This window comes from Paenibacillus farraposensis, assembly GCF_020736845.1.
GTDB lineage: Bacteria > Bacillota > Bacilli > Paenibacillales > Paenibacillaceae > Paenibacillus > Paenibacillus farraposensis.
Genome location: NZ_JAFFQR010000112.1, coordinates 487,332 through 507,156, shown reverse-complemented (window position 1 = coordinate 507,156; position 19,825 = coordinate 487,332). Strand labels below are relative to the sequence as shown.

Below are 19,825 nucleotides of genomic sequence, written 5' to 3'. Positions count from 1 at the left end.
GCAAACTGGAATTATTTTGTGTTCTTTCGACCAGCTTCAAAAGGTGTCGAGACTGGAATGAACAGGTCGATAATCCCGATAACCAATGCAGCAAGCAATGCGCCCAGAACAGAAACACTCACACTGGTCACGATGTATTGAGAGACCCAGATAACCAGAGCGCTCACCAGAAAACCTACGATACCGCGTCCGAATGGAGAAACGCGCCGGCCGAATATTGCCTCAATGATATAGCCAATTAAGGCAATGACAATCGCAAGAATCAGCGCACTCCAAAAGCCGCCTACACTAAATCCGGGAACGATCCAGCTTACGACCATTAGAACCAGAGCTGCCACAATGAAACGCACGATGTGCCCAAGAATGTTCACGGAATAACCTCCTTCTTTTTTTGAAATCAGGGTTAGACAAAGAATAGTGTATGGCATAAGGTGTTTTCTTATGTGTAAAACAGAGCTGGCAAATAGCGTAAGTTTGCGGCTTTCGGTATAATATAGATATACGTGAAAGGAGTAGTGAAGTTGGACTCTAAAATTTTCAAGACCCTTGAATACCAAAAAATTCTAAATAAACTAAGTCACTATGCCCAAACGGCAGCGGGACAACAAATATCTCTTCAATTACAGCCCAGTGGTGATTTGGAGCATATTAAGAACATGCTGAAAGGCACAGATGAGGCATACGCCGCTGATCGGCTCAAAGGGGTACCATCATTTAACGGAGTGGTGGACATTACTCCGGCAGTGAAGCGTGCTCGTATTGGCGGAACGCTGAGCCCGCATGAGCTGCTTGGTGTCCGGACTACGGTACAGGCTGCGCGCCGTATACAGGTGTACGTATCAAGTCTGCACGAGGAAAACCCTGTCGCAACCTTGCTGTTTTGGAGTGAGCAGCTGTCAGAGCAGAGAAGTTTGGAGAACTCGATTAAAGGCTGCATTGATGAAAATGCGGAGGTGCTGGATTCTGCCAGTGCGGAGCTTTTGCAAATCCGCGGGGAGTTGCGCTCAGGTGAAGTACGGATTCGTGAAAAGCTGGATTCCATGATTCGTTCCTCCACTGTCTCCAAAATGCTCCAGGATCAGTTAATTACGATTCGTGGAGATCGTTTTGTAATCCCGGTCAAGGCCGAGTACCGTTCTTATTTTGGTGGAATTGTGCATGATCAATCCGGATCTGGTGCAACGTTGTTTATTGAGCCTGAATCCATTGTAGCGATGAACAACAAGCTGAGGGAAACACGGCTGAGAGAAGAACGTGAAATTGAAGTTATTTTACAGAAATTGACTGCTCTTGTCGCTGAGCAAGCGGATATGCTGCTGTATGATGTGGACATTTTAGGCAATCTGGATTTTATTTTTGCCAAAGCGCGCCTCGCTCGCGAGATGAAGGCCGCCTTGCCTTTAATGAATGACCGCGGGTTTTTGAGGCTGAAAAAGGGCAGACACCCCTTAATTCCACTGGAAAAGGTCGTTCCTATTGATGTGGAGCTGGGAAATTCCTATACCTCCATTATCGTTACGGGACCGAACACAGGCGGGAAAACCGTTACACTGAAAACCATCGGTCTGCTAAGCCTGATGGCGATGTCAGGACTCTTTGTGCCTGTTGAGGATGGAAGCCAGCTATGTGTATTTGATGCGATCTATGCAGATATTGGTGACGAGCAAAGCATTGAGCAAAACTTGAGTACCTTCTCCAGCCATATGACGAACATCATTAGTATTCTGAGAAATATGACACCTAAAAGCCTGGTATTATTGGATGAGGTGGGAGCCGGAACCGATCCGGCAGAGGGTTCAGCCCTGGCGGTTGCGATTTTGGAGCATATTCATGCCCTGGGCTGTCGTATGGTTGCGACGACTCACTATAGCGAATTGAAGGCCTATGCCTATGAGCGAAAAGGAATCATTAATGCAAGCATGGAGTTTGATGTCGCTACATTAAGCCCGACCTACCGCCTTTTGGTTGGTGTACCCGGGCGTAGTAACGCTTTTGCCATTGCTGAGCGATTGGGCTTGCCGAGCCGTATTTTAGATTATGCCCGGGGTGAGGTAACGGAAGAAGACCAGCGCGTCGAGCACATGATCGCGTCCCTGGAGCAGAACCGTTTGACAGCCGAGCAGGAGCGGGAAAAAGCAGAGCAGCTCCGCAAAGAAATGGAAGCATTGCGCAGCCGTCACCAGACAGAGCTGGAAAAGCTGGAATCACAACGGGACCGTATGCTGGAGAAAGCCGAGGATGAAGCAAGAGTTCTCGTGGATAAGGCTCGAAGCGAAGCAGAAAAAATCATTGCAGATTTGCGCAAGCTGGCTCAGGAAGAAGGAGCATCAGTTAAGGAGCATAAGCTGATTGCAGCTCGTAAAGAGCTGGATGAGGCTGAACCGAAGCAGCGCAAGAAAAATGCGGTCAAACGTTCTGTTGCTGTACGTACTCGTTCCATTATGCCTGGTGATGAAGTATCCGTTCATAGCCTGAACAAAAAAGGCCATGTGGTTGAGCTATCCGGCAGCAAGGAAGCTGTCGTTCAACTGGGCATCATGAAAATGAAAGTGAGTCTGGACGATGTGGAACTGCTGCAGCCTGCCCAAACGGCTGCGCCAATGGTGCAGAAGCCAGTGACGGGTGTCAAACGAACGCGGGATGAAAACGTGCGAAACGAGCTGGATCTTCGCGGAGCAAACGTGGAAGAGGCGCTGATAGAGGTAGATCGTTTCATGGATGAAGCGTTTTTGGCCAATCTGGGTCAAGTGCATATTATTCATGGCAAAGGTACAGGAGTATTACGCACCGGTATTCAGGAATATCTTCGCAAGCATAAGCATGTAAAAAGCTACCGCATCGGTAATTACAATGAAGGCGGCACAGGCGTGACTGTTGCTGAACTGAAATGAGCTCGGGGTTGCTGGGCTTTGGCCGGCAGCGCTCTGTAGAACGGGAGGGATAAAGTGAAGATGGCGATTGATGAATTGCTGTCACATCCGTTGGGAATGATGCTGGGCTATTTCTCGGTGGCGGTGCTGGAGCTTATTGTATTTCTATCATGCTTTGAGCTGGTAACCCGTTATAAATGCTGGGATGAAATCAAGCACGGCAATATTTCCGTGGCGATGGCTACAGGCGGGAAAATGTTCGGCATTTGCAACGTGCTCCGCTTTTCGATGGAAGCCAAATCCAGTGTGTATGATACGATGATTTGGTCGTTCGTTGGCTTTTTACTGTTGCTTGCAGCGTACTTTCTGTTTGAGTTTTTGACACCGGTATTTTCCATTGATCAAGAGATTAAAGAGGATAACCGTGCTGTCGGGTTATTCTCCATGATTATTTCAATATCGCTATCTTACGTCATTGGTGCCAGTGTAACTTGACACATCCCGTATACTAGAGCTTGGTATACGCTTGGAACGGAAGGATGATAAAGCTTGGAAATGACAATTTGTCCATGGTGCAACATGGAGATTATTTGGGATGAAGAATTGGGGCCCGAAGAGGAGTGTCCTTATTGCCATAATGACCTGAAAGGGTATTCGGACATAGCTGATGATGAAGATGAGTCTGAGGCAGCTTCTACATCTGTACACAGACATGCAGCCGACCATGCGCACAAATATGTAAAACATGAGCATGATCATGCGGTGTCTGCCGACGCATCGGGCCGTTCTCATGAGAAGGAAGAACTAAAGGGCTATCGCACACTGAACATTCAGCTTGGTGATGATGAGGAACAGAATATTTTATATCAAGTAGAGGATGAAGCGAAGAGAAAAAATCCTGGGACTGCTCCATTGTTGCAGGATAATGAGCTTCATAAGCTGCCAGTGCTGCATACGTTGCAAAAATTTGAAGAAAGCGGTGCGGATTTGATGGCTTATGAGCAAGGTGCTGAACAAATACTTGATAGACAGGATGAAGTGCTTGAATGCTCCCAGTGTGGAGAATACATGCTGCATGCGGGCTCACAAACGGTAACACGGGAAGGATTCGAACCGTCGACCTCTCCAGTGCTTGGCAGACCTGTACTGGATTTGCCGTTTGTCTTCAATGTTTATGTGTGCCCTAGCTGCTTCCACGTTCAGCAGACGCTTTCAGAGGATGATCGACTGCGGATGCTGGAGAAGCTCAGCGATATTTCCAACAATTAAATAGCAATTCCCCGGATAGTGTCAAGCTTCATACGGCATCTTAAACCAAAGAGACCTTAAAGCAAACTGACTCGTATGAAGCTGATTGGTGATTCGGTTAGGGGGAACTGCATTGAAATCAAACCTTAACGGACAATCCATTCTGCTACTAAGCTTGAATGGATTGTTTGTATTTGCAGCGGCATTGTCAGGTACTTTTCTTAACGTGTATTTGTGGAAAAGCAGGCAGGATTTCGCAATGATCGGCTGGTTTAATGTCAGCCAACAGATTGCACTAGGGATTATGGTCTGGGTGGCTGGAAAATGGGTCAAAGAACATAACAAAATGAATGCCCTGCGCGTAGGGACCGCGATGTCCGGCTTATTTTACCTGATCGTATTATATACAGGAAAGCAGGCTGTGAACTACATATGGCCGCTCGGAATGTTGTTGGGGGCAGCGCTAGGCTTATTCTGGCTGGCGTTTAATGTGATTTTTTTTGAGGTCACCGATCGGGTAAACCGTGATCATTTTAACGGCTGGGTCGGTTTGCTGGGCTCATTTTCTGGTATTGTGGGTCCTTGGCTATCCGGATGGATTATTGCACGGATGGAGGATGATGCAGGTTATCGCGTAATCTTTAGTATTTCTCTGGCATTTTATGTAATAGGGGTGGTGCTGAGTTTCTTTCTTCGTAAGCGCAAACCCACAGGAAATTACAATTGGCAGGAGCCCAAGCAGCGATTGTCACAGCAGGGAAGTATGTGGCGACCGTTGTCTTTAGCTCTTGCAGCACAAGGCATTCGGGAAGGTGTTTTTGCCTTTCTGATTACACTGCTTGTGTATGTAGTGACAAAGCAGGAGTGGAAGCTGGCACAGTTTTCATTTATTACGTCGGCGGTTTCATTTTTCAGCTTTTGGGCTGCTGGCAAATGGCTCAAGCCACGCTACCGCTCGGTTGGAATGCTGCTGGGTGCCGTGCTGTTGGTCATTGTGATTTTACCATTATTGTGGCGTATGGAGTACAGCACCCTGCTGATCATGGGGACCGGCACTGCGTTGTTCATGCCTCTATACTTGATTCCTATGATCTCGGCAAGCTTTGATCTGATGGGGACGAGTAAAGGTGATGCCAATCAGCGAGTGGAACTGGTTGTACTACGCGAGATATGCCTCATGGTTGGCCGGTTGACCGGAACTTTCATTTTTTTGGGTGTATTAAGTATCAGCAAAGCCCCTGGGGCAATCATTTGGCTGTTAATTGGACTTGCATTAGTGCCGGTAGGCGGATGGTTTTTTATGCGAAATGTGATAAAAATGGAACAAAAAGAAAGTCAGGACGCGACTCATTCCAAAACGCAACGCTGGCAGAAGCAAACCGAATAGCCTTGTAAATTCAAATTAAAAAAACCTCCAGCATCGGTATAGATGTCGAAAGGAGGTTTTTTGCGTTTCCCTATGATTAAGTCAGCGGCTTGGTTGTTTCGGATGATGGTCTGGTCGTGCGAGTCAGTGAAAAAAGCTCCAGTTCAGGTCGCTGTGTGCCTGTCAGTTCATCAGCCAATAGTTGCGCGGCTATCATACTGGTAACCGTCCCGTTTCCACCATATCCCTCTACAAAGTAGCAGTTCGGGAAACGCGGATGCGGACCAATATACGGCAGTCCGTCATGAGAGGAGCCAAACACGGCAGCCCATGCATAATCAATCCGAAATGGCACATCGGGAAAATGCTCCTGTAATGCTTGCAACAGCTTTTTCTGTTGGTGCAGCAGCCTGATTTCACGCTGGTTCGAGTCCAGCACTGGTTCATCCAAACCGCCGATAATGATACGTCCTTCCCGGGTCGAGCGTATGTATAGATAGGGCCGTGCGGTTTCCCAGATCAGACACTGCTCATGCCACAAAGATGAATTTCCAACGGGATTGGTGACGATGGCATAAGAGCTTTCAAGTATGGCTCCTCGATCTTTTTTAATCTCCTGAGTTTCATATCCTGTCGCAAAAATGACTTTTTTCGCCCGAATGGCGCCATCGCTGGTATGGCAAACGATCTCATTTTTGCCAAATTCCAAATGCTTGGCTTCCGTATACTCATACAAGCGCACACCAAGACGGTTCGCGGATTGCAGCAATCCATGGGCAAACCGAAATGGATTAACCTCGGCATCCTCGCGGGTGTACAATGCCGCTGGTCTTCGAAAAGGAAACCGCGCAGCCACCTGCGGCTCATCCCAGTATTCCACCGGGAACCCAAACTGGGTTAGCTGTTTGTATTCCTCCTGTAGAATCTGCACATCCTCCGGTGTACTCGCATAGTACAGGCTGCTCCGTCGAATAAAAAAAGGATCGATATCCAGTGTGGTAGCCAGCTTTTCCAACTGATCCAGAGCATCATTGCACATACGGTAAAACAGCACGCCGTTAGCCTCACCGAACGTATGGATGAAAGAGGTCAAGGTCTTATCATTGCTATGTTTCAGCAATCCGGTATTCGCCAAAGAACTTCCATGTACCAGCTTGCGCTTGTCGATAACCACGGTGTCTACATGTCGTTCTCCCAACAGCCAAGCGCAGAGCGACCCACTTATCCCGCCTCCGATGATCAGCACGTCACAATCCAAATCCTCAGCCAAAGGCGGAAAGTCCGGCGTCTGCTTCAAGGTACTCCGCCAAAACGTATTTCCACTAATTAGATCCATAACCATAGCACTCCTTATAGGCAATATGTAGTATCTCATATATGTCGTACATAGTATTTCGTGAAACGGACAAGATAACCAGTGTGCAACAAAACATTTAAGGAGGCACAGACTATGCAATCTATGAACATGCAACCTTTGACTGGCAAAGAGCTGGAGTACATCGTGGACTCCATTTCTAATGAAGAACTTTTGCTCAAGCAATGTGCGGCGACAGCAGCGTCTATTCAGCAGCCAGCCATTCAACAAGCCTGCTTGCAGTTCGCGAGAACACACGAACACCACTTAAACTTGCTCTTCAATGCCCTTCAACAGCACCAACAGCTTGCTCCTATGCAACCGCAGCAGTAACTTAGCATTCACCAATAAAGGAGGTATGACAGGATGTATTCACAGAACAATATGTCATTTATGCCCGAACAAGATTTGCTCCATACCATTCTTACTGATATGAAACGTACAGTTGGGGAGTATACAACGGCGACTACCGAGTCCAATTGTCAATCTGTACGCCAGCTGTTCACCGACCTTACGAATGATACGCTTCGTCTGCAAGGCGATTTGTACCGTCTGATGAGTCAGAACAATATGTATTCTGCCTCGTCCAAGGCACTGCGCGTCGATTTGGACAAACAGATTCAAGAGGCTCGCAAGAAACAACAGGAGTGCCAGCAGTTCATTCAGCAAAAATCGTCCTCTGTAAGAGGATATGGTCAGCCTATGCAGCAGCAGGGTCAGCCTTCCCAACAGCACAACCCTTATTATATGTAAACGCGACACTCCATCCTTAAAAGCAAATTCCCATAATAGCCGTCCGTCTGCCGGATTTACCGGGTCGGACGGTTTTTCTTTGCAGGTTTAAAGTACGTATTGTATGATGTATAGTAATCTCTTTTAATGGAGGTCTTATGTAGAATGACAGAACTGGATGATTTGAAATTAAAAGTACTGGAATTGTTAAAAGAAGATGCAAGAAGAACACCGACTTTGCTGGCTACTTTGCTGGGGGTTGACGAGCAGGATGTGCGTAGATCAATAAAAGAGCTCGAAGACCAGCATGTGATTGTCAAGTACGCCGCTGTGGTCAATTGGGATAAAGTCGATGACGAGAAGGTCACTGCTTTGATCGAAGTACAGATTACACCGGAGCGCGGAAGAGGTTTTGAAGGCATTGCCGAACGGATTTATTTGTATCCGCAAGTTAAATCCGTTTATCTCATGTCCGGGGCATACGACTTGCTGGTGGAAGTTGAAGGCCGAAATCTTCGTGAGGTTGCTAATTTTGTATCGGAAAAGTTGTCACCGATTGACTCGGTATTATCGACCAAGACCAATTTTACGCTTAAAAAATATAAGCAGGACGGAATTATCTTTGAAGACCATCAGGAAGATAATCGTCTGATGATTTCGCCGTAAAGGAAGATCAGGATGAATCTCAAATCAGAAGCATTTACCGATAGCAGCAAAGCTATGAGTTCCTATTTGTCCCCGCTGGTGCGCGAAATCCCGTCTTCGGGCATCCGCAAGTTTTTCGACTTGGTGGGAGGCAACAAGGATATTATTACGCTTGGGGTAGGCGAACCGGATTTCACAACCCCTTGGCATATGCGGGAAGCCTGCGTCTATTCATTAGAGCGGGGCTTTACCAGCTATACGTCCAATGCGGGAACACCAGAATTGCGTGAAGCGATTAGTGAATATCTGAATGAGCAATTTGACGTCCATTATGACCCGAAAAAGGAAATTATCGTAACGGTTGGCGGCAGCGAGGCGATTGATCTTGCTTTACGTGCGTTGATCGTACCCGGTGACGAAATTCTCGTTCCAGAGCCATGTTATATTTCATATTCTCCAATCACCTCGATTGGGGGCGGGATTCCGGTTGGCATTGAAACGTTTGCCAAAGATGAATTCAAGCTGACCGCTGAGGCCCTGGAGGCCCAAATTACGCCTAAATCCAAAGTGCTGATTTTATGTTATCCGAGCAATCCGACCGGGGCTACGATGACTTATGAAGATTGGCTCCCGATTGCGGAAGTCGTGGAAAAGCATGACTTAATCGTTATTTCAGATGAAATTTACGCTGAATTGAATTATGACGGGAAGCATGTCAGCTTTGCTTCTGTGCCGGGGATGATGGATCGGACCATTCTTGTCAGCGGTTTTTCCAAAGCCTTTGCTATGACAGGCTGGCGTATTGGATATACGTGCGGACATCCCGATCTGATTGCAGCTATGCTCAAAATTCATCAATACACCGTCATGTGCGCCCCCTCTATGGGACAAGTTGCGGCACTGGAAGGCCTGCAAAATGGCTTGGGCGAGAAGGACCGGATGGTCGAAGCGTATAATCAGCGCCGCCGTCTGATGGTTGACGGATTCCGGGAGATTGGTCTGGAATGCCACGAGCCGCGAGGGGCTTTCTACGTTTTCCCTAGCATTCAAAGCACAGGGATGAGCTCGGATGAATTTGCACAGCGCCTTTTGACAGAAGCGAAGGTTGCGGCTGTGCCGGGGAATGTGTTCGGATTGGGAGGCGAAGGCTACCTTCGCTGCTCCTATGCAACCTCAGTCAGCCAGCTGACAGAAGCGTTGGATCGGATTGGCCATTTTGTAGAAAAAATAAAAAAAGAAGGTTAAAATTATTTTTTTATATTTAATGAAGGAAGGATATACAAATAGAGGGACGTGTTCGGATGAGATATTTAATAGCCCCTTTTCTACCACCTAGAGCGGTGCTACTATGCGGCAAACCTGGTCAGGCGCTATTAAATCTGCTGCTTCGATGTCTATTTTGGATACTAGGGGTTATACATGCATTCGCGGTCGTAGGTAGCCACAAGGCGGACAAACGTAACGAAAAACTGATCAAAGCGATCCAAAATGAATGAAAAACGAAAATAAGTCATTAACGGGCCTCAGAGGACTTTTGGCCCTATCTATTGTCCTGTACCATATTTATGGATCATCGGTACTTGAGGGATACATCCCGGAACAAACAAATTCCATCTTCCTCCTGAACTACGCGGGGCCAATTTCCGTAAATCTATTTTTTGTGATAAGCGGCTATCTAATTACAGGAAGTCTCGTCAGTAAGGGATCCATCTGGGAGTTTGCCAAAAATCGATTCCTCCGGATATACCCGGTATTCCTTACAATCCATTTGATGATATTTGCTGTCGGGCCGTTCGTTGGGTATAAATGGATGACCGGGATAAGTGTCAGGGATTACATTATCCATTTCTTCTCAAACGCGCTTATGCTGCCGGGGATCTTCCCGCTGCCGATTGCTCAGATCGTGGCTTGGTCGTTAAGTTATGAATTAGCGTTCTATCTAATTGCTGCCTCAGTATGGGCCACCGCCCGAAGTTGCTCGCTCCCTAGAATTGCGAAATATGCAGTCTACGCCCTGCTGGTTACGCTCTGTGTCGTGCTGGTGTATTACCGTAAGGATATGTTGTTTTTTGCCGTGGGAGTGATCTTTTATATCAGCCGGAACAGCCTATCAAGGAGCTGGGATCGGAGTCCGGGCTTTTATTTCAGCGGAATAATATATCTATCGGGGATGTTTTGGAGCTACTACGCGCTGGATACGCCTATCATCATCGCGCTTCCGCTGGCCTTTCTGCTGTTTATCGGTATTGTGCAAGAGTCCGGACTATTAGCGCAGTTGCTCCGATCCCAAGTCATGCACTACCTTGGACGTATCAGTTTTAGCTTGTACATGTGGCACACGATGGTCATGTTTGGTTTAAAGATACTCGCCCCAAAACTCAGCGCTATGATCGGAGCACCCACATTCTGGGTCTATGCGGTCTTATCGCTGAGCCTGTCCCTTATCGTCTCGGATCTGTCCTACCGGATCATTGAGCGGTGGTTCACGGATCGGATTCGAAAAACGAAAAAAGCCGTTTCTCCAGATAAAAGGACGGCGCTAAATGAAGCATAAACATTCTCAGAATCATAATGTGCATACTGCATGATAGTTTGGAATACCACTCGTGGGTAAATCATAAAAAAAGTATTTTATTTCGAAGCAGCAAAATTCATTTTTCCATTGCAGGAGGAATGCTCATGTCATCTATTGCTTATCATATACCGCGTTCCATAGGACACGACATCTCCCTGGAAAATGAAGTTTTGCTTCTGCGTAATGAGATGCTGCGGTTATTTGAGGAAGAGCAGTCCTTCACCTCTGATCTTGTTATCGAGATTAGCTGTAAGCTCGATTTGAAAATCAATGAATACATGAAGCTGTATGGTATAGAATGCAGGATATAACTGTGCCAGGTTAGTTGAAGGTTCGAGAAGGCCGCTAGGCCTTCTTTTTTTGCGTTCACCTCTTATGATATATTAGTGGCATGGAAGAGGGGGCGTACATATGCGAGCAGGACTAAAAAGGCTTTCTCCTTGGTTGATCGGAATGCTCACACTCGTACTATTGGCTGGATGCGGCGGACGGGACAAGGACAGCTTCTCCATTTTTATTATGGATAAAGGGGATGCTTCAGTCCTTCGAGATGAGCTGACACAAAAGCTTAAGGACAAGCTGGGAGAGCAGGCTCCCAAAATCGAAATTTCAGTCAGCCCGCTGTATAACCAGCAAAAGCTGGTCGTTGAATATGCGGCTGGCGAGCATGATCTGTTTCTTTTACCGGAAGAGGATATGAAGCTGTACGGACAGAATGGCTCGAATCTGCCGTTAGACGATGCCTTTGACAAAAAAACGTATCCCCGAGGTGTATTTGAGGGCGGCGTATTTCAGAGAAAGCAGGGGGAAGAAGGGACAGATGTAATTCAGGAAACTCATTTATATGGTATTCCTGTGGAGCAGATGAAAATGTTCAGGGAATTAAAATACAACTCCAACACATTATTTGCTACCGTACCGCCACGTACAAGCAATAAGGAAGAAGCGATCAAGGTGCTGAAAGCACTCACGGAATGATAAGGGGGATGAGGTACGGTGGGAATTTATACGAGAACAGGAGATGAAGGGCAAACCTCGGTGATCGGCGGTCGGGTGTCCAAAGACGATGACCGTGTGGAAGCATACGGCACAATTGATGAGCTGAACTGCTTTGTAGGCCAAGCCATCAGCTTTGCCGAAGGAGAAAAATTCGCGGATATCCGGGCTCAATTGGAGGAAATACAGCAGGAGCTGTTTGATTGCGGCTCGGATTTGGCTTTTGTTAAAATCAATGAAAGCAAATATAAGGTGAAGGACGAGCTGGCAGAGCGGCTGGAAGGCTGGATTGATGCATGCCAGGAGGAAAATCCCAAGGTGGAGCGTTTTATAATACCGGGTGGCAGCACCTTGGCTTCTACGCTTCATGTCTGCCGTACCGTATGCCGCCGTGCAGAACGCCGTGCTGTCACACTGGGTAAGCATACAGAAATCAATCCTGCAGTACGGCGATATTTGAACCGTCTATCCGACTATTTCTTTGTCGTGGCCCGCACGGCGAATGTACGCCAAGGTGTACCCGATGTCGAATATGTACGGAGCAAGAAAGTGTTCCGCAAATAAGGAGGCAGCCAGGAGTTTGTGATGAGCTTGTACTATGAACCTATCGTCTACATGATCTCTCCCGAGGAGGAGGGCATGCTGCTGAAGACGATTTTACAAAAAAGAATGAATATATCACGAAAGCTGATCTCCAGACTCAAGCTGACAGAGCAGGGGATTATGCTGAACGGGATACGCGTGTATATCAGCGTCAAGGTAAAGGCAGGAGATCGGGTGGAAATTCGGATGGAGCGCGAGAGCTCCGATGATATTTTGCCCGAACCGATTCCTTTTGATATTTTATATGAGGATGAGCACCTGTTAGTTGTGAACAAGGCGGCGGGTATCATTGTCCATCCGACTCATGGCCATTATACAGGCACACTGGCCAACGGGGTTGTGCATTATTGGCAGGCTAAAGGCGAAAAGTTCCGGTTCCGGCCTGTTCATCGTCTGGATCAGGAGACGTCAGGTGTGCTTGTTGTGGCTAAAAATCCATATGTGCACCAGCATATCTCCGAGCAGATGATCGCGGGAACGGTAGATAAACGCTACACGGCTCTGGTACACGGACGCCCTGAGCAACAGGAAGGACGGGTGGATGGGCCGATTGACCGCAATCCGGATCATCCGCATGTGAGAATGGTAACTCCAGACGGTTATCCCGCTTTGACGCTGTATAAGCTTGAGGAAGCATGGAGCGAAGGAAGCCGCATCGGTCTGAAACTGGAATCCGGGCGTACGCACCAAATTCGCGTGCATATGACGTACATCGGTTGTCCGTTGATTGGAGACAAAATGTACCGGGCTATACCCGATGAGGCGGCGCATCAGGAGCGATATGAACAGCTGGATGCCCGAATGTCCCGACAAGCGCTGCACGCCTCAGAGTTGTCCCTGATGCATCCTGTGACAGGGGAACGGCTGACGTTCTACGCTCCTCTACCGGACGATATGGCCCAAATGCAGAGGTTGCTGAGAACGCAGGGGTGTACGTAATACAATCTGCAAAAGTAGTTGAAACCAAATGGAGGGCTAACCTAACAATGAGTCAACTGAAAATTTATCAGTATTCCAAATGCGGCACCTGCCGCAATGCAGTAAAATGGCTGCAAAATCAGGGATATGAACTGGAATTGATTCCTGTCTTTGAACAACCGCCCACTTCAGCGGAGCTGGAACAATTGATCAGCAAAAGCGGGCTGGAACTGAAAAAATTTTTCAATACGAGCGGTGAGGTATATAAGGAGCTGAATTTAAAAGACAAGCTCGGAGATATGAGCCGTGATAAGCAAATTTCGCTGTTATCCTCGAATGGAAGATTGATCAAGCGTCCGATCGTAACAGACGGGAACAAAGTAACGGTAGGTTTCAAGGAGGAAACATTTGAGAAGGTATGGGGCATTCAATAATGCCCAATTCCGCTTCGTCATATGTTATACTGTTGGGGTTAGATAATATGATGAATGGGAGCAATACAATCTGTGACACACCGTAATGAACAATCCATAATGCTGGTTGACGGCATGGCCCTGCTATTTCGCGCATATTATGCAACCGCTGCTAACGGATATATCCGTCGCACAAAAGCCGGGGTGCCAACGAACGCTATATATGGTTTTATTCGATATTTTTGGGATGCGGTTCAAACGTTTGATCCTACGCATGTCATTTGCTGCTGGGACATGGGCGGAACGACTTTTCGCGGAGAGCATTTTGCTGCGTACAAGGGAAATCGCGGCGACGCGCCGGATGATTTGATTCCCCAATTTGCATTGATTCGTGAAGTAACGGACAGTCTTGGCATTCCCAACATTGGAGCAGAAGGCTTTGAAGCGGATGATTGTATTGGTACGCTCGCACGCCATTATACGCAACATGAGGATATCGATGTAATGATTCTCTCAGGCGATCATGATTTACTCCAATTGGTGGATGAGCGGACACGGGTCATTATTATGAAAAAAGGCCACGGCAACTATATGGTATACACACCGGAGACGCTGTTGGCCGAAAAAGGGCTTAAGCCACGCCAAATCGTGGATCTCAAGGGCTTAATGGGGGATGCAAGCGACAATTACCCGGGAGTACGCGGTATAGGTGAGAAAACGGCGCTCAAGCTGGTGCAGGAATACGACTCTATTGAAGGTATTCTGGATAATTTGGAACAGTTGACGCCATCGGTGCGCAAAAAGATTGAAAGCGATCTGGATATGCTGCATATTTCACGCAAGCTTGCTACAATTCACTGTGAGGTACCAGTAGCATGTGGGTTGGACAGCTGTCTGCTGTCACTGAATCATGTGCAAATTGTCGACAAGTTTGAGCAGCTTGAAATGAAAAGCTTATGTGCATTGATGGGTGTAGCGATGGGGTCGTAATGCTGCAGTCGGGCTTCGCATGATCATTCGGACTAAGCATACATAAGGGATGCTAACGTTTGTGTGTTAGTGTCCTTTTTGGTGTACATGGGAATCAACTGAAATGGATCGATCCTGTGAAAGATTTGTATACAATTGCGATATGAGGATTGACCTTAGGGACGTTTCAGGTGAATATAGTGAAAGGCAACGGACTTCGAATGAAAGGGGACAACACAAGCTATGACAGTATTGGGAGCAATTGAAGCAGGCGGTACCAAATTTGTATGTGGAATTGGCAATGAACGGGGAGAGGTACTGGAGCGTGTAAGCTTTCCAACCATTACACCAGCGGAAACGATGAAGAATGTGATTTCATTTTTTGAAGGGAAGGGTATTGAAGCGCTGGGAGTAGGGTCATTTGGACCGATTGATCCTATTGAGGGCAGTGATACATACGGGTATATTACGACAACACCAAAGCCGCATTGGGGAAATTACAATCTGATTGGCAAGCTGAAAGAGCATTTTGATGTTCCGACGGGATTTGACACCGATGTGAATGGAGCAGCGTTGGGTGAATCTATCTGGGGGGCGGCCAAAGGATTGGACAACTGTCTGTATATCACCATAGGTACAGGTATCGGTGCAGGAGCTTTGGTTGGAGGAAAGCTGGTTCATGGATTGTCCCACCCGGAAATGGGACATATTCTGGTACGCCGTCACCCGGAAGATACCTATGAAGGTACTTGCCCTTATCATGGCGATTGTCTAGAAGGATTGGCGGCGGGGCCTGCGCTGGAAAAAAGATGGAAGGTTAAGGGGCATGAGCTCTCAGTCAATCACCCAGCCTGGGAAATGGAAGCTTATTATCTGGCACAGGCTTTGATGAGCTATGTATTAATCTTGTCACCGCAAAAGATTATTATGGGTGGAGGCGTGATGAAACAGCAGCAGTTGTTCCCACTTATTCGCAGCAAGCTTCAAGAGCTTTTGAACGGTTACGTACAACATCCGAGTCTGACTACAGATATTGATCAATATATCGTAGCCCCAGGATTGGGGGATAATGCCGGGTTGTGCGGCGCGCTTGCTTTGGCAAAAGAAAAGCTGAAATAATGAGAATTTCTGGTTGACGCGGATTCAAGGTACGGTTATTATATAGGCAACAGCATAGTACGGCTCAAAAAGGGAAGCACCTTTCTTGCGAATAAGCGAGATAGGTGCTTTTTTGCGTTTTTGTGTTGTGCGGGACTGTAATCAATGATGCACAGGAGGAAAACTATGGAGGTTGTATTTTTAAATCGCTTGTCCAAGCAAAATGAACATGGGGATGAGAGCTTTGCCCAGGTATGGATAGGGGAGCATGAAGGGATATGGAGTGCTGGCTGGAGCACGCATCATGGAACGGATGAAAGTACAGATGATCTGTGGTATGAAGGCAGCTTGTGGCAGGAATTACTGCATGTGTACCGCCACGAGCTGGCGCTCAAGATGGCTGAGGGCTACAGGCCCTTAATTCATGGGGTTTTTCATGAGAAAGAAAGAACAGCAGGACGGGGACAAACGCTGCAAAAGCTGTACTGCTACAGCGATTTATTTCCGCGTGATGATGTTTATGAGCAATTGACAATGTGGAGACGGCAAAAGGCAGTCGCTGAGCGAAAGGCTCCTTATTTTATAGCTACGAATCGGCTGCTTCGACTCATTAGCGTGTTTCTTCCCCATACGAAAGAGGAATTGCTGGAACTACCTGGCATGGGCCAGGGCAAGGTGTCGCAATATGGGAAGGAGCTGTTGACCATTACGACACAAAGTGACCGGACTACACCATTCCCGCTGGATTGGGTAGCTGAGAAGCTGGAAGAAGAAGCCTTTTTGTCATGGATATACAAACAAAAAGAAAACCAGTACAGGCAGGAGTTGGACAAATTCAGCCTGACCAAAATGATCTTGGAAGGTATCTCTGATGGCCTTTCGCTGGAGCACATCGGAATGAAGGCAGATTTGCAGCGCAAAGAGATGATTGAGGCGATGGAGCAGCTGGACAGGGACGGAATAGATATGGAGGAGCTCATTCGCAGGGAATTGGCGGACGTATCCGAGGAAGAACAGGCAGCGATCTGGTCAGCGTATGAAGAGTTGGGGGATACGCTCCTCAAACCCGTTATGCTGCAAGTATATGGGGAGGAAAAGGCGGCAGAAACCGGGCTGGATCAGGTTTATGAGCGCCTGCGTCTGGTTCGTATCCGTTATCGGCATCAGGAGGCGTCAGACCTGCAGGTGGGATAAACAGGGCACATTGGAGGACCCGGTCATTCGCCGAATGGCAGCATAGGCAATACAACAAAACAGCAGCTATATCCTTCAGAGATACGGCTGCTGCTTTGGCTACTCGTTTCTTTTCAAACCCAGTCTTTCTTACGGAAAATAAAGAACATACTCACACCTAGCGCCACCATAACACCGATAACAACAAAATAACCATAATGTGTATGCAGCTCAGGCATATTATCGAAGTTCATCCCATATATACCGGTGATCACCGTCAATGGCATAAATATAGTTGTAATTGCTGTAAATACGCGCATAATGTCATTGGCACGGTTGGCAATGCTGGATTGATAAGCTTCTCGAAGGTTGCCCATCAGGTCACGGTAAGTTTCGAAAGTCTCCGAAATTTTCACCGCATTTTCATAAATGTCGCTAAAATACTTTTGCAATTGATCGTCGATGAGTCGCAAATCCCGTTTATTCAAGGTGTTTATAACCTCTTTTTGCGGTCCCAGCACCTTTTTCAGCCACAGAATTTCACTGCGTAAGCCGATGATTTCATTCAAATGCGACTTTTTCGTGTGCATGAGGATATCTTCTTCCAGCTTTTCAATACGTACCTCAATCCGATCACCAACCAGAAAGTAGTTATCGACGATCAAGTCGATCAGCAGATACATAAAACGGTCCGGCTGGCTCACTTCCTGCTCCCAAAGTAAAGGCTTCAGGCTGCGAAGCTCATTGATTTTTTGCTTGGTTACTGTAATGATAAAATGACGGCCGAGAAAAATGTTTAATGCCCGCAAAAATATTTCTTCATCATCAAAACGAATACTATTTACAACAATAAAATAGTGGCTTTCGTAAATTTCAATCTTCGGACGCTGCTCTTCTTCACTCAAACAGTCCTCCACCGCAAGATCATGCATAGAGAATAAAGGCTGTAGTACTGCCAGATCTTCAACATCAGCATCAATCCAATAAAAACCCTCCGCCGGTGCAGCAAGCACCTTTTCGATTTCTTCGACAGGGGTAAAAACCCCGTTGTTTACCAAACGGATTTTCATATATGTCACTCCTTATGCTCCGTCGTAACGGAAATACGTGTACCTTTAGCATAAGGAATGGACTCAGTTAGCCAGATAGCCGGTTCGGATAAGCGAGCATTCCGGTCAAAAGCCGCAGGCTTTTGGAGCATGCTGAGCCTGGCGTCCCGTCTTTCGGCAAGCTGAAGTCATTCCTATGCTGTTGTTCAGGGATCGCCGCCTATTCGGACTCGGGTCGCCTTCCATTCCGGATTCACCTCACTAGGGTCATTTTAGGTTGCCACAATATCGCCGGGAACACTCCTATCTACGCTGTTCGGCCTGTTAGCACTTGTATAGTATAACGCTCGGCCTACGGCCTTTCAAGCGCAAAATCGCAGGTTAAATCAACAGCAATGATAAGAGCTTCAGCAAAAGGAGACAGATGATTTAACCTATGATAAGCAAGACAAAATGTGAATCAGAATACAAAATTGCTAGTCTCATCTTGACGAAGTTCAGCCGATGCATTAAAGTGAACAAAAAGTACTTTGTGAACCCCAAATGAATATTAGCGAAATCTTATCAAGAGTAGGTGGAGGGACTAGCCCGATGATACCCGGCAACCGGCGATTTTGATCGTACGGTGCTAATTCTTGCAGGACGCGCGCTTTATACACCGTGCGCTGCCCTGAGAGATGAGAGAGGCGCATATCGATACAAATATGACCTTTCTCTAAACTGAGAAAGGTTTTTTTATATTATTGCCCCGGTATCTCAACAAGACGGTTTTCGCAAAATTTCCGAACAAGGAGTGAGTTGCATGCCGATTAAAATTCCGGATACACTGCCTGCCAAGGAAGTACTGGAGGGCGAGAATATTTTCGTAATGGATGAAAGCATGGCTTATCATCAGGATATTCGTCCGTTACGCATTGCTATTTTGAATTTGATGCCTACGAAAGAGACGACAGAAACTCAATTGTTACGCCTGGTCGGCAATACTCCGTTGCAAGTCGACGTTACTTTGGTACATATGAAGTCTCATGTATCCAAAAATACATCGCAGGAATATTTGAACATGTTTTATAAAACGTTTGACGAGATCAAAAACAGCCGTTTTGACGGCATGGTCATTACAGGGGCCCCGGTGGAGCAGCTTGAGTTTGAAGATGTGAACTACTGGAAGGAAATCCAGCAAATTTTCGAATGGACGAAAACAAACGTTACTTCGACCATGCATATTTGCTGGGCCTCGCAAGCAGCTCTATACCACCATTTCGGGATTCCCAAATATGGACTTGATTATAAATGCTTTGGTGTGTTTTCACACATCGTTAGTAAGCCTAAGGTAAAGTTGTTGCGCGGCTTCGATGAGCTTTTTTATGCTCCTCATTCCCGGCATACGGAGGTTCGGCGCGAGGATATTGATCGTATTGCCGAATTGGAGGTTTTATCCGAATCCGCGGAAGCCGGAGTGTACCTCATCGCTACGCGCGATGGGAAACAAATTTTTGTGACAGGCCATTCTGAATATGATCCGCTTTCGCTGAAATGGGAATATGATCGAGATGTGGCCAAAGGCATGGAGGTCGAAGTCCCCAAAAATTATTTTCCGGGCGATGATCCCAAACGCACACCGCCTTCAATCTGGCGTGCGCATGCCAATTTATTATTTTCGAATTGGCTTAACTATTATGTATACCAAGAAACACCTTATGATATCGGGCCCCAGATTTAAAAGGGGCTTTGAAATTTATCCTCTCGCAGTACCACCCTGCAGCAGCGCAGCAGTATAGTATTAGATCATCCATTTTTGCAGCATCTGCCATACACC

General features: G+C 47.0%; 22 protein-coding genes and 1 riboswitch. Of the genes, 19 read left to right on the top strand and 3 right to left on the bottom strand.

Features of this window, described 5'->3' with window-relative positions; all coding sequences use genetic code 11:
• Window positions 1-11: 11 nt before the first annotated feature.
• The gene (locus JO375_RS20940) at window positions 12-371 is read right to left on the bottom strand and encodes a phage holin family protein (protein ID WP_229526275.1); all 360 of its coding nucleotides are present in this window, start codon (window positions 369-371) and stop codon (window positions 12-14) included.
• Between the two features lie 150 nt (window positions 372-521).
• Here JO375_RS20940 and JO375_RS20935 point away from each other — a divergent pair, with 150 nt between their 5' ends.
• The 4 genes from JO375_RS20935 (at window position 522) to JO375_RS20920 (ending at window position 5,505) form a co-directional block, all read left to right on the top strand.
• Window positions 522-2,891, top strand: coding sequence for an endonuclease MutS2 (locus JO375_RS20935; RefSeq protein WP_229526274.1), 2,370 nt, complete (start codon window positions 522-524; stop codon window positions 2,889-2,891).
• A gap of 60 nt (window positions 2,892-2,951) precedes the next feature.
• Complete coding sequence (locus tag JO375_RS20930) at window positions 2,952-3,365, top strand: DUF350 domain-containing protein (protein ID WP_229526891.1); 414 nt, start codon at window positions 2,952-2,954, stop codon at window positions 3,363-3,365.
• Window positions 3,366-3,419: 54 nt separating this feature from the next.
• Window positions 3,420-4,139, top strand: coding sequence for a hypothetical protein (locus JO375_RS20925; RefSeq protein ID WP_229526273.1), 720 nt, complete (start codon window positions 3,420-3,422; stop codon window positions 4,137-4,139).
• Window positions 4,140-4,251: 112 nt separating this feature from the next.
• On the top strand, window positions 4,252-5,505 hold the full coding sequence (locus JO375_RS20920; protein ID WP_229526272.1) for an MFS transporter: 1,254 nt from the start codon (window positions 4,252-4,254) through the stop codon (window positions 5,503-5,505).
• A gap of 76 nt (window positions 5,506-5,581) precedes the next feature.
• Here the strand turns inward: JO375_RS20920 and JO375_RS20915 are convergent, their stop codons facing one another.
• On the bottom strand, window positions 5,582-6,820 hold the full coding sequence (locus tag JO375_RS20915; protein WP_229526271.1) for an NAD(P)/FAD-dependent oxidoreductase: 1,239 nt from the start codon (window positions 6,818-6,820) through the stop codon (window positions 5,582-5,584).
• Window positions 6,821-6,934: 114 nt separating this feature from the next.
• Here JO375_RS20915 and JO375_RS20910 point away from each other — a divergent pair, with 114 nt between their 5' ends.
• The 14 genes from JO375_RS20910 to JO375_RS20845 all read left to right on the top strand — a co-directional run bounded on the left by JO375_RS20910 (window position 6,935) and on the right by JO375_RS20845 (window position 16,981).
• On the top strand, window positions 6,935-7,171 hold the full coding sequence (locus JO375_RS20910) for a hypothetical protein (protein ID WP_025716151.1): 237 nt from the start codon (window positions 6,935-6,937) through the stop codon (window positions 7,169-7,171).
• Window positions 7,172-7,204: 33 nt separating this feature from the next.
• Complete coding sequence (locus JO375_RS20905; protein ID WP_229526270.1) at window positions 7,205-7,591, top strand: spore coat protein; 387 nt, start codon at window positions 7,205-7,207, stop codon at window positions 7,589-7,591.
• A 144-nt stretch (window positions 7,592-7,735) separates the two neighbouring features.
• The gene (locus tag JO375_RS20900; RefSeq protein ID WP_229526269.1) at window positions 7,736-8,236 is read left to right on the top strand and encodes an Lrp/AsnC family transcriptional regulator; all 501 of its coding nucleotides are present in this window, start codon (window positions 7,736-7,738) and stop codon (window positions 8,234-8,236) included.
• A 12-nt stretch (window positions 8,237-8,248) separates the two neighbouring features.
• Window positions 8,249-9,460 (top strand): aminotransferase class I/II-fold pyridoxal phosphate-dependent enzyme, encoded by a 1,212-nt coding sequence (locus JO375_RS20895; RefSeq protein WP_322098765.1) that lies wholly within the window; start codon window positions 8,249-8,251, stop codon window positions 9,458-9,460.
• A gap of 56 nt (window positions 9,461-9,516) precedes the next feature.
• Window positions 9,517-9,711 carry a YqaE/Pmp3 family membrane protein gene (locus JO375_RS20890; RefSeq protein ID WP_229526268.1) on the top strand — a complete coding sequence of 65 codons (195 nt, stop codon included), beginning with the start codon at window positions 9,517-9,519 and terminating at the stop codon, window positions 9,709-9,711.
• Window positions 9,708-10,769, top strand: a complete 1,062-nt coding sequence (locus JO375_RS20885) for an acyltransferase family protein (protein ID WP_229526267.1) — start codon at window positions 9,708-9,710, stop codon at window positions 10,767-10,769. Before JO375_RS20890 ends, JO375_RS20885 begins: the two co-directional genes overlap by 4 nt.
• Window positions 10,770-10,894: 125 nt before the next feature.
• Window positions 10,895-11,101 carry an aspartyl-phosphate phosphatase Spo0E family protein gene (locus tag JO375_RS20880; protein WP_229526266.1) on the top strand — a complete coding sequence of 69 codons (207 nt, stop codon included), beginning with the start codon at window positions 10,895-10,897 and terminating at the stop codon, window positions 11,099-11,101.
• 100 nt (window positions 11,102-11,201) lie between these two features.
• A complete protein-coding gene (locus JO375_RS20875; protein ID WP_229526265.1) occupies window positions 11,202-11,768 on the top strand; it encodes a type 2 periplasmic-binding domain-containing protein in 567 nt (188 codons plus the stop codon).
• 18 nt (window positions 11,769-11,786) lie between these two features.
• On the top strand, window positions 11,787-12,350 hold the full coding sequence (locus tag JO375_RS20870; protein ID WP_229526264.1) for a cob(I)yrinic acid a,c-diamide adenosyltransferase: 564 nt from the start codon (window positions 11,787-11,789) through the stop codon (window positions 12,348-12,350).
• Between the two features lie 21 nt (window positions 12,351-12,371).
• Window positions 12,372-13,328: an RluA family pseudouridine synthase gene (locus JO375_RS20865; protein ID WP_229526263.1), complete on the top strand. Its 957-nt coding sequence runs from the start codon at window positions 12,372-12,374 to the stop codon at window positions 13,326-13,328.
• Window positions 13,329-13,375: 47 nt separating this feature from the next.
• Window positions 13,376-13,741 (top strand): arsenate reductase family protein, encoded by a 366-nt coding sequence (locus JO375_RS20860; RefSeq protein WP_229526262.1) that lies wholly within the window; start codon window positions 13,376-13,378, stop codon window positions 13,739-13,741.
• 72 nt (window positions 13,742-13,813) lie between these two features.
• Complete coding sequence (locus tag JO375_RS20855; protein WP_229526261.1) at window positions 13,814-14,710, top strand: 5'-3' exonuclease; 897 nt, start codon at window positions 13,814-13,816, stop codon at window positions 14,708-14,710.
• Between the two features lie 222 nt (window positions 14,711-14,932).
• Window positions 14,933-15,808: an ROK family protein gene (locus JO375_RS20850; protein ID WP_229526260.1), complete on the top strand. Its 876-nt coding sequence runs from the start codon at window positions 14,933-14,935 to the stop codon at window positions 15,806-15,808.
• Between the two features lie 165 nt (window positions 15,809-15,973).
• Window positions 15,974-16,981 (top strand): HRDC domain-containing protein, encoded by a 1,008-nt coding sequence (locus tag JO375_RS20845; RefSeq protein WP_229526259.1) that lies wholly within the window; start codon window positions 15,974-15,976, stop codon window positions 16,979-16,981.
• 113 nt (window positions 16,982-17,094) lie between these two features.
• Here the strand turns inward: JO375_RS20845 and corA are convergent, their stop codons facing one another.
• A complete protein-coding gene (gene corA, locus JO375_RS20840) occupies window positions 17,095-18,030 on the bottom strand; it encodes a magnesium/cobalt transporter CorA (protein ID WP_229526258.1) in 936 nt (311 codons plus the stop codon).
• Between the two features lie 537 nt (window positions 18,031-18,567).
• Window positions 18,568-18,693: riboswitch (SAM riboswitch) on the top strand.
• Between the two features lie 118 nt (window positions 18,694-18,811).
• Here corA and metA point away from each other — a divergent pair.
• Complete coding sequence (gene metA, locus JO375_RS20835) at window positions 18,812-19,729, top strand: homoserine O-acetyltransferase MetA (RefSeq protein WP_229526257.1); 918 nt, start codon at window positions 18,812-18,814, stop codon at window positions 19,727-19,729.
• The last annotated feature ends 96 nt before the right edge of the window (window positions 19,730-19,825 follow it).